Genomic DNA, 10,910 nt, shown 5'->3' with positions numbered 1-10,910 from the left:
GTTTTGCCTCCAGCTTCCTTCAGATTCCGCGTCACCACGGACACCCTTGCTCTTGGCTAACCTCTACTTCTGTCTTCGGGGTTCGGGACTTACACCCTATAGTTCATGTACATGCCGGGCGCACAAATAAAAAGGTCTCATTAATAATGAGACCTTTTTAATAGTTGTAGTTATTACACAACAATATTGTTATGAATTCATTATTCTAGTATAGGAAGAACTTGCTTATTTCATTTTAATTTCAGCTAAAGCCGTCAAAAACTTATCATTTAATACTTTAATATATGTTCCTTTCATGCCGAGAGATCTTGATTCAATTACTCCTGCAGACTCAAGTTTACGTAATGCGTTAACGATTACTGAACGCGTAATACCAACACGATCAGCAATTTTAGATGCAACGAGTAAACCTTCATTTCCATCTAGTTCCTCAAAAATATGTTCAATTGCTTCTAATTCACTATAAGAAAGGGAGTTGATAGCCATTTGCACGACTGCTTTACTGCGAGCTTCTTCCTCAATTTCTTCAGCTTTTTCACGCAAAATTTCCATGCCGACTACCGTCGCACCATACTCTGCTAAAATTAAATCATCGTCACCGAATCGTTCCTCTAAACGCCCTAAAATCAACGTACCTAAACGTTCACCACCGCCGATAATAGGCACAATTGTCGTTAAACCATTTTTGAAAATATCGCGGTTTTCAATAGGGAAAATTGTATAATCACTATTGATATCAATATTTGAAGATGTTTCATTGATGTCTTTCAGACTATTTGTATATTCTTCAGGGAATTGACGTTCTTCTAACATTTTTTTCATTCTGTCATTCTCGATTTTTTGATGAATGGAAATCCCCAATAATTTCCCTTTTCGACTAACAATAAATACATTACTATCAATCGTTTCACCTAATGTATCTGCCATCTCTTTGAAATTAACTGGTTTTCCAGCTGTTTTTTGCAACAATGCGTTAATTTTTCTAGTTTTTGTTAATAAATCCATATTAATTGCCTCCTAGGGTTACATTGTTCAATTATTATCGTAGAAAATGCTTTATACTTATTTGCTAAAGTATTCATGTTAAAGGATAAATTGTGACAAATCCTTGTTCTTTGAAATTTCACCAAGTTTTTTGTCTACATATGAACGAGTGATTTGAATATGTGTTGGAGCAATTTCAGGTGCTTCGTAAGATAACTCCTCCAATAATCGCTCCATAATCGTATGCAATCTACGTGCACCAATATTATCCGTTTCTTGATTTACTTCCGTTGCAATTTCCGCAATGCGTTCAATTGCATCATCAGAAAAATCAATAGATACGCCTTCAGTTTCAAGCAAGGCTCTATATTGTAAAATAAGAGATTGATCAGGTTCTTTTAGAATCCGAACAAAGTCTTCTTTTGTTAACTTATCCAACTCTACTCGAATCGGGAAACGACCTTGTAACTCTGGAATTAAATCACTCGGCTTCGACATATGGAAAGCTCCTGCAGCAATAAAGAGCATATAATCCGTTTTAACAGGTCCATATTTTGTCGTCACTGTTGATCCTTCTACAATTGGGAGAATATCTCTTTGTACTCCTTCACGCGAAACATCCGCAGACGAATGCTGACCTCTGCTTGCAATTTTATCAATTTCGTCGATAAAGATTATTCCAGATTGTTCTGCACGTTTAATCGCTTCTTGCGCTAGCTCTTCGGAATCGATTAATTTGTTCGCCTCTTCGATTGCTAATACCCGACGAGCATCTTTCACTTTCATGCGACGCTTTTTCGTTTTTTTCGGCACAAGACTTGATAACATATCTTGCATACCGCTAGAGCCTAGTTCAGGCATTCCCGGAATCATCATGTCTAGAAATGCTGTATTTTGTTCAGTCACTTCTACAGTTACCCATTCGTCTTCCAGTTTACCTGCTAATAAGTCTTCCTTTACTTTAGAACGTTTTAATCGAATTTCAGTTTCTTCTTGAGAATCCGTTTGGCTTTCCGTTTTTTGTCCACCAAATAAAAGTTCAAATGGATTTTGCGTCATTTTTGACTTAGATTTAGAAGGAACAAGCAATTTTACTAACACTTCATTAGCCTGTTGTTCTGCTTGATCTTTAACTTTTTCCATCATCTCTTCTTTCACAAGTCTTCTGGAAGCTTCAACAAGATCCCGAACCATCGATTCCACATCTCGGCCAACATAGCCCACTTCGGTAAACTTTGTTGCTTCAACTTTGACAAACGGAGCATTTGTTAACTTAGCTATTCTTCTTGCTATTTCCGTTTTACCGACACCGGTAGGACCAATCATCAATATATTTTTTGGAATCACTTCACTTTTTAGTTCATCGCTAAGAAGCGATCTCCGGTATCTATTTCTTAATGCAATCGCTACTGCCCGTTTTGCAGCATCTTGACCAACAATATATCGGTTTAATTGTTCTACAATTTGTCTTGGCGTAAGTGTCGTCATCAGTTTAGCGCCTCCACAATAATGTTATGATTTGTATAAACGCAAATATCGGCTGCAATTGTTAGGGCCGCCTTTGCAATTTCTTCCGCTGTCATATGCTGCCCCGCATGTTGCTTTAAAGCTCTCCCTGCTGCAAGAGCATAGTTTCCTCCAGAGCCGATTGCAAGTATTCCATCATCTGGCTCAATTACTTCGCCAGTACCGGAAATAAGAAGCAACGTGTTTTTGTCCATGACAAGTAATAGTGCCTCTAATTGTCGGAGCATCTTATCTCCACGCCATTGTTTCGCTACTTCAACAGCTGCTCGTTGCAGATTGCCGCTATATTCATTCAATTTGGATTCAAACATTTCAAACAGCGTAAACGCATCAGCAACAGAACCCGCAAATCCCGCTAATACTTGCCCGTTAAATAATTTTCTCACTTTTCTAGCTGTATGCTTCATAACGACGGAATTCCCTAATGTAACTTGCCCATCTCCTGCCATTGCACATTTGCCATTATGATGAATGGCAAAAATCGTAGTAGCGTGCATTTCCAATTTTTATTCCTCCCTACCATTATGCTCTTGGATGCGCCTTCATATAAGTACTTCGAAGGTGTTCCTTCGTCACGTGTGTATAAATTTGAGTGGAGGATAAATTCGCATGTCCTAGCAATTCTTGAACTGTACGTAAATCTGCCCCATTATTCAATAAATGCGTCGCAAAGGTATGTCTTAACATGTGAGGGTAAATTTTCGTATGCATACAAGCATTTTGAATCATTTCATTTAAAATATAATGGACACCACGAGCAGTAAGTTCGCCTCCACGCATATTCACGAATAACCTGTTGTGCTTATTATTTTTCATAATCAATGGTCTTGCTTCATTGATATATTTTATTAAAGCATCATGAGCATATTGCCCAAATGGAACAATTCTTTCTTTCCTCCCTTTTCCCATCACCCGAAGAATGGAATAATGAAAATCGATATCGTCTAATTCAATCGATGTGCACTCACTTACACGAATTCCTGTAGCATATAGTAATTCAAGTAGCGCCATATTGCGTAGTGATTTTAAATCGTCGCCTGCATTTGCTTCAAATAACTGTGCAAGTTCATCTTCATAAAAAAAATTGGGTAGTAATTTTTCTTTTTTCGGATGATATAAAGATAGAAAAGGCGAAAGGTCAATCCCATAATCTCGATTTAGAAAACGAAAAAATGTGCGAATGGAAGAAATTTTTCTAGAAACTGTTGTACGAGACAGTTTTTCTTCATATAGTTTGGTCACAAACAACCTTGCATGTATATACTCCACTTCGCGTAAATCGTCAACTCCTTCTGCTCTTAAAAAGGTAAGGAATTGGGTAATGTCTCGTTCATATTCCTTTACCGTATGAACAGAAAAGTTTTTTTCCAATTGAATTACTCGGAGAAACTCATCCAAAGCTTTTGTTGGTTGAATATTCAACTTGGGTCACCTCTATTTCGAAGTACCATGAAGAAAAATGCGGCATTTAGGGCATATTTTTCGTCATTTCTTTATTGGAACACATACAGTGAAAACATCCATTCTCGACTGTATACCGAACTTCGAGATATATCAAGCAAAAAATCAGTAATTTTGTAAAAAATCAGTTTCCCTTCACAAATTGTTAAAAATTTAACCTTTTTTATCCACGTTTATTCAAAGATGATGACATAAATAATAGCCTCTAAACATTATATCAACATTTAGAGGCTAAAATCAATTATATAGTTTGAGTATTCATAAAATTCCGAATTGTTTCAATTGCTCGCTCAGCATGTTTTAATGCTCGTTCTTGCTTAGATTTTATTCGTTCACCTAATTCCGGGAAGATACCAAAGTTAACGTTCATCGGTTGGAAGTTGTTTGGATCTGCTTCAGTAATATAGCGGGCCATGCTACCTAACGCCGTTTCAATTGGGAATTCAATCGGTTCTTTCCCAAGTGCCAAGCGGGCTGCATTCACTCCCGCAATAAGTCCGCTTCCAGCCGATTCAACATAGCCTTCCACTCCCGTCATTTGACCAGCAAAGAATAAATTAGAACGAGATTTCAATTGATAAGTTTTCTTTAATACTTTCGGTGAATTAATGAATGTGTTACGATGCATTACCCCGTAGCGAACAATCTCTACATTCTCTAAACCAGGAATTAATCGAAATACTTCTTTTTGCGCTCCCCATTTTAAATGAGTTTGGAATCCAACAATGTTATATAATGTGCCAGCTGCATTGTCTTGTCGTAGTTGTACAACCGCATATGGACGTTCGCCAGTTCTTGGATCTTCCAATCCGACTGGCTTCAACGGACCAAATAATAATGTTTTCGGTCCACGCTTTGCCATCACTTCAATCGGCATACAACCTTCAAAGTAAATTTCCTTTTCAAATTCTTTCAATTCGACTACTTCTGCATTTACTAAAGCATCATAAAATCGTTCAAACTCTTCCTTTGTCATTGGACAGTTTAAATATGCAGCTTCTCCTTTATCATAACGTGATTTTAAATACACTTTATCCATATTGATGCTATCTTTTTCAACAATTGGGGCAGCAGCATCATAGAAGTAGAGATAATCTTCACCTGTCAATTGTTGAATTTTCTTAGCCAAAGTTTCAGAAGTTAATGGTCCAGTTGCGATTACCGTAATGCCTTCAGGTATTTCCGTTACTTCTTCATTAACTACTTCAACAAGAGGATGATTTTTTAATTGTTCTGTAATAAATCCAGAAAATTCATGGCGATCGACTGCGAGAGCGCCTCCTGCTGGAAGGCTAGCCTGGTCAGCAGCTTTAATAACTAATGAGTTCATCATTCTCATTTCTTCTTTTATTACTCCAACTGCGTTTGTAAGCGCATTCGCTCGCAATGAATTGGAACAAACTAATTCTGCAAATTTGTCTGTATGATGAGCTGGTGTTTGTTTTACAGGTCTCATTTCATAAAGTTTTACTTTTACACCACGGCTTGCAATCTGCCATGCCGCTTCGCTTCCTGCTAGTCCTGCACCAATTACATTTACTACTTGTTCTGTCATAATTATCATCTTCCTAACTTCATTGTGTTGGTTGTTCTTCGTAGTCACAATTTGTACATTGTACTTGAATACCTTTTTTCACTTTTTTCTCAACTAATAATGAACTACATTTTGGACAAGGTCTGCTGATCGGTTTATCCCATGAGACAAAATCGCATTCAGGATAATTTTCACAACCGTAAAAAATGCGTTTCGTTTTACTTTTTCTCTCCACAATTTCTCCAGTTTTACATTTTGGACATGTTACGCCGATTGGTTTTGTAATCGTCTTTGTATTTCGACATTCTGGGAAATTGGAACAAGCCATAAATTTTCCATAACGGCCTAATTTAAATACCATTGGTGCTCCGCATTTTTCACAATCTTCTCCAGCAGGCTCATCTTTAATTTCGATTTTTTCAATCGCTTCATCAGCATGCTTTACATGTTTTTCAAATTCTTTATAGAAATTATCGATAATTTGAATCCAATCAGTTTTTCCTTCTTCAATTTTATCTAAATCAGCTTCCATTTTCGCGGTAAATTCAATATCGATAATTTCCGGGAAAAACTCCATCATCAATGAATGGACAATTTCTCCAAGCTCCGTCGGGACAAAACGTTTATTATCAAGTTGCACATAACCACGTCTTTGAATAACGTCCACAGTCGGAGCATAGGTGGATGGTCTTCCTATTCCAAGTTCCTCCAATTCTTTCACAAGTCTGGCTTCCGTATAGCGTGGAGGTGGTTGTGTAAAGTGTTGCTTTGGAATGATTTCAACTGATTTGATTTTGTCTCCAACGTGCAACTCTGGAAGTATTTTGGTTGTTTCTTCCGTTTGATCGTCAGTTCCTTCAATGTATACTTTCATAAATCCTGAAAATTTCAGTTGAGATCCATTTGCTCGGAAAATACAGCCAGAATTTTTTAATTCTACAGATACTGTATCTAGAATAGCTGGAGCCATCTGACTTGCTACAAATCGGTCCCAAATGAGACGATACAGACGCAATTGATCACGAGTTAATACATCTTTCAATTGGTCTGGTGTTCTTAACACGCTTGTTGGTCGAATCGCTTCGTGAGCATCTTGAGCATTTGTTTGTTTTTTCGCCTTCGGAATTTCTTCAGAGACATATTCTTTGCCATATTTATCGTGAATATATTGAATTGCTTCTGCTTTTGCAGCATCCGAAATACGTGTGGAATCGGTACGCATATACGTAATTAAACCGACCGTACCTTCATCTTTTCCAATATCAATACCCTCGTAAAGTTGCTGAGCAATCATCATTGTTTTCTTTGCTCGGAAGTTCAATTTTCGCGCCGCTTCTTGTTGAAGTGATGAAGTTGTAAACGCTGGAGCAGGATTTCTTTTTCTCTCTTTCTTCGTCACATTTACAACTTCAAATTCGGATCCCTCTATTTTTTTTAAAATTTCTTCCACTTGTTGTTGATTTGTGAGCTTTACTTTTTCCTTTTCATCTCCATAGTAAAGCGCTTCAAATTGCTTTTTATTCTTTTCAAATTTTCCTTCTATTGTCCAGTATTCTTCTGGAACGAAATGTTTAATTTCATTTTCTCTATCGATAATCAACCGCATTGCAACGGACTGAACACGTCCTGCGGATAATCCTTTTTTCACTTTTCGCCACAAAATTGGGCTTATGTTATAACCAACAAGCCTGTCTAATACTCTGCGAGCCTGTTGAGCATCCACAAGATGCTTATTAATTGGACGCGGATGTTTAAAAGATTCTAACACCGCATCTTTCGTAATCTCGTTAAATACTACTCGACAATCGCTTTCAGTATCGATATTTAAAGCTTTTGCTAAATGATATGCGATCGCTTCACCTTCGCGATCTGGGTCGGCTGCAAGATACACTTTTTTCGCCTTTTTCGCAGCTGTTTTTAACTCTTGTAATATAGGCCCTTTTCCACGAATGGTAATATATTTAGGTTTATAATTATCTTCCGTATCAATCCCCATTTGGCTCTTCGGAAGATCAATTACATGTCCAATGGATGCTTTTACTTTATATTTTTTTCCTAAATATCGTTCAATGGTTTTCGCTTTCGCTGGTGATTCTACTATCACTAAATAGTCTGCCATCTTCAACTTCCTCCTCACTAGAGGCACCTTTATATATTTTTAAAGAAATTCCTGTTGCAAAATGTATAACAGTTTGACTAATAATGCAACTTTTTTTCAATATATTTCCTAAAAAAACAAATTTAATTCATCTAAAATTTGTTGACCACTCCATACAGGAATTGCTCCTTCTCTTAACAATCGATTCGTTCCCTCTGAAAGTTTTGAATCAATAGGGCCTGGTACTACAAATATATCTTTTCCATGTTCTAAAGCATGATCTGTAGTAATTAACGTACCGCTTTTCACCGTAGCTTCTGTTACTACAATCGCTTCACTAATACCACTTATAATACGATTCCTGAGTGGAAAATGCCACCTTTTGGGACCAACATAGGGTGGAAATTCCGTTACCAATAAGTGTTGATTAGCCATTATCGTAGCTAATTTCTTATTTTCTTTAGGATAAATATGAAATAATCCATTCCCTAATATACCAATCGTTTTCCCGCCGTATCGAATAGTTGCCTCATGAGCCATTCTATCTGCACCTTTTGCCAATCCACTAACGACAACTATATCCTTTTCAATTAAAGGTGGAACAATCGACTCCAGCGCTTTCACAGTATATTGTGTAGCCATTCTAGAACCGATAATAGCAATTTTTCTTCTAGTTAATAAAGAAATATCCCCTTTCGCATAAAGCACAGTAGGTGAATCGACTAATGTAAATAGAGATAGGGGATAATTTGGATCGGTATAAGGAATTACATGTATTCCTTCATGATTATATGCATCAAGCAAATTTTTCTTTAACATTCTCTTATAATTAGTTAGGATTTTTTCTGCTTTTTCCGATGAAATTTGGAGAATGGACGTTAATTTTGTAGGCGATAAAAATTGCAGTTCATGAAGGGAGGAAATTTCATCTAATAATTTGTGAAATTGATTTAGTGGAAGTGGGTAAACATAGTGGAGGGTAATCAACTCATCAATTGAAAATGAGCTCACATTACACCTCCTATAGTAGAACATATCCTTTTCGTGACCGCACAAAGAATTGTCCAAAAAATATTATAAAATAAAGAAATGAAAAAGTGTAACGCAAATAGATGCGCTACACTCTTTATATTAATGGGTTTTACATTTTTCGTATAGCCCTTTTTCTTTTAATACTTTAATTAATGTTTCACCAATAACAGACGGAGTTGGAGCGATTTCAATTCCCGCATCATTCATCGCCTTAACTTTTTCCGCTGCTGTACCTTTACCGCCAGAAATAATCGCACCAGCATGTCCCATTCGTTTTCCTGGAGGTGCTGTTTGACCTGCGATAAATCCTACAACCGGTTTTTTCATATTTTCTTTAATCCATGCTGCTGCTTCTTCTTCAGCTGTACCACCAATTTCACCAATCATCACAACTGCGTATGTTTCCGGATCTTCATTGAATTCTTTTAATACATCTACGAAGTTTGTACCGTTAACAGGGTCACCGCCAATTCCCACAGCAGTTGTTTGGCCAATACCAGCATCTGATAATTGAAGTACTGCTTCATATGTTAAAGTACCAGAGCGGGATACTAAACCAACATGACCTTTTTTCAAAATATATCCAGGCATAATACCGATTTTACATTCTTCAGCTGTTACTAATCCAGGGCAGTTTGGACCTAGTAAGCGCGTTTTCTTCCCTTCCATAAAACGCTTAACTTTCACCATGTCTAATACTGGAATATGTTCCGTAATACAGCATGTAAATTCTAATTCAGCTTCTACTGCTTCCATAATCGCATCAGCAGCAAATGGCGCCGGTACGAAAATAACAGATGCATTCGCTCCTGTAGCTGCTTTTGCCTCAGCTACCGTATTAAATACAGGTACTCCTTCGATTACTTGTCCACCTTTACCAGGTGTTACCCCTGCTACGATTTTTGTACCGTACTCCAACATTTGTTTTGTATGGAATAAAGCTGTTTCACCAGTAATACCTTGAACAATTACTTTCGTATCTTTATTTACATAAATCGCCATTGTTCTCCCCAGCCTTTCTTACCTTACGAGTTCTATAATTTTTTGTGCACCTTCAGCCATTGAAGTCGTTCCGATAATATTTAATCCAGATTTATTTAGTATTTCTTTACCAAGAGCAGAGTTTGTTCCTTCTAAACGAACAACTAACGGAACATTTAACCCTATTTGCTTCGCTGCTGCTACTACACCTTCAGCGATGACATCACATTTCATAATGCCCCCGAAAATATTTACAAAAATACCTTTTACGTTCGGATCAGAAAGAATAATTTTAAACGCTTCTGTTACTTTTTCCGTATTTGCACCGCCACCAACGTCTAAGAAGTTGGCTGGAGAGCCTCCATAATAGCTGATTGTATCCATTGTTGCCATCGCAAGACCTGCACCATTAACAAGACATCCGATATTTCCGTCTAATGATACATAGTTTAAATCGTACTTTGATGCTTGAATTTCTTTTGGATCTTCTTCATCAAAGTCACGTAATTCAACGATATCAGGATGGCGATAAAGAGCATTTGCATCAAAGTTAAATTTCGCATCTAACGCCATAATTTTATCGTCTTCTGTTAGCACAAGTGGATTGATTTCAAGAATAGAAGCATCTTTTTCCACAAAAGCAGTGTATAATCCAATCATGAGTTTAGCAGCTTGATTTACTAACTTTGGTGGAATTTCCATATTAAATGCTAATCTTCTTGCTTGGAATGGTAATAATCCTGTTATCGGATCAATTACTTCTTTAAAGATTTTTTCAGGTGATTTTTCTGCTACTTCTTCAATCTCCATTCCACCTTCTGCTGAACCCATAACAGTAATGCGCGAAGTGGATCTATCCAAAATAAAACTGATATAGTACTCTTTTTTAATTTCGCAACCTTCTTCAATATAAAGGCGTTTTACTTCCTTACCTTGTGGACCTGTTTGTTGCGTAACTAAAATTTTTCCTAATAAATCCTTCGCATATGCACGAACTTCATCCAAATTTTTGGCTACTTTTACCCCGCCGGCTTTCCCACGTCCACCAGCATGGATTTGAGCCTTCACCACTGTGATATTTGATCCAAGTTCTTTTGCAACTTTAACTGCTTCATCCGGTGAAAAAGCAACTTTTCCGTTTGGAACTGCTACACCATAATTCCTAAGAATTTCCTTACCTTGATATTCATGGATATTCATTTGCCATCCTCCAATTCACCAATTTGGGAAATAGTTTGTTACCAATACTATTTTAATCAAACAGTAACCCATTGTCTATGTTCGCATTTTTTT

At 37.1% G+C, this 10,910-nt stretch carries 9 protein-coding genes; all 9 read right to left on the bottom strand.

What is annotated here, in order from left to right; all coding sequences use genetic code 11:
• Positions 1–225 precede the first annotated feature (225 nt).
• A complete protein-coding gene (codY, locus tag HF990_RS03315; protein ID WP_016837419.1) occupies positions 226–1,005 on the bottom strand; it encodes a GTP-sensing pleiotropic transcriptional regulator CodY in 780 nt (259 codons plus the stop codon).
• Positions 1,006–1,083: 78 nt separating this feature from the next.
• Positions 1,084–2,472 (bottom strand): ATP-dependent protease ATPase subunit HslU, encoded by a 1,389-nt coding sequence (hslU, locus tag HF990_RS03310; RefSeq protein ID WP_016837420.1) that lies wholly within the window; start codon positions 2,470–2,472, stop codon positions 1,084–1,086.
• On the bottom strand, positions 2,472–3,008 hold the full coding sequence (gene hslV / locus HF990_RS03305) for an ATP-dependent protease subunit HslV (RefSeq protein ID WP_040764442.1): 537 nt from the start codon (positions 3,006–3,008) through the stop codon (positions 2,472–2,474). The genes hslU and hslV overlap by 1 nt, the downstream gene beginning before the upstream one ends.
• A 25-nt stretch (positions 3,009–3,033) precedes the next feature.
• On the bottom strand, positions 3,034–3,933 hold the full coding sequence (gene xerC, locus HF990_RS03300; RefSeq protein WP_016837422.1) for a tyrosine recombinase XerC: 900 nt from the start codon (positions 3,931–3,933) through the stop codon (positions 3,034–3,036).
• A 280-nt stretch (positions 3,934–4,213) separates the two neighbouring features.
• The gene (gene trmFO / locus HF990_RS03295; RefSeq protein WP_016837423.1) at positions 4,214–5,527 is read right to left on the bottom strand and encodes an FADH(2)-oxidizing methylenetetrahydrofolate--tRNA-(uracil(54)-C(5))-methyltransferase TrmFO; all 1,314 of its coding nucleotides are present in this window, start codon (positions 5,525–5,527) and stop codon (positions 4,214–4,216) included.
• Between the two features lie 19 nt (positions 5,528–5,546).
• Positions 5,547–7,625 carry a type I DNA topoisomerase gene (topA, locus tag HF990_RS03290; RefSeq protein WP_016837424.1) on the bottom strand — a complete coding sequence of 693 codons (2,079 nt, stop codon included), beginning with the start codon at positions 7,623–7,625 and terminating at the stop codon, positions 5,547–5,549.
• A 108-nt stretch (positions 7,626–7,733) separates the two neighbouring features.
• Positions 7,734–8,615: a DNA-processing protein DprA gene (dprA, locus tag HF990_RS03285; protein WP_016837425.1), complete on the bottom strand. Its 882-nt coding sequence runs from the start codon at positions 8,613–8,615 to the stop codon at positions 7,734–7,736.
• 120 nt (positions 8,616–8,735) lie between these two features.
• Positions 8,736–9,638, bottom strand: a complete 903-nt coding sequence (gene sucD, locus HF990_RS03280) for a succinate--CoA ligase subunit alpha (protein ID WP_016837427.1) — start codon at positions 9,636–9,638, stop codon at positions 8,736–8,738.
• An 18-nt stretch (positions 9,639–9,656) separates the two neighbouring features.
• The gene (gene sucC, locus HF990_RS03275; protein WP_016837429.1) at positions 9,657–10,817 is read right to left on the bottom strand and encodes an ADP-forming succinate--CoA ligase subunit beta; all 1,161 of its coding nucleotides are present in this window, start codon (positions 10,815–10,817) and stop codon (positions 9,657–9,659) included.
• Positions 10,818–10,910: the final 93 nt, after the last annotated feature.

Source organism: Ureibacillus thermosphaericus (genome assembly GCF_012396605.1).
GTDB classification, from domain to species: domain Bacteria; phylum Bacillota; class Bacilli; order Bacillales_A; family Planococcaceae; genus Ureibacillus; species Ureibacillus thermosphaericus.
This window is presented reverse-complemented; position numbering and strand designations above follow the sequence as displayed.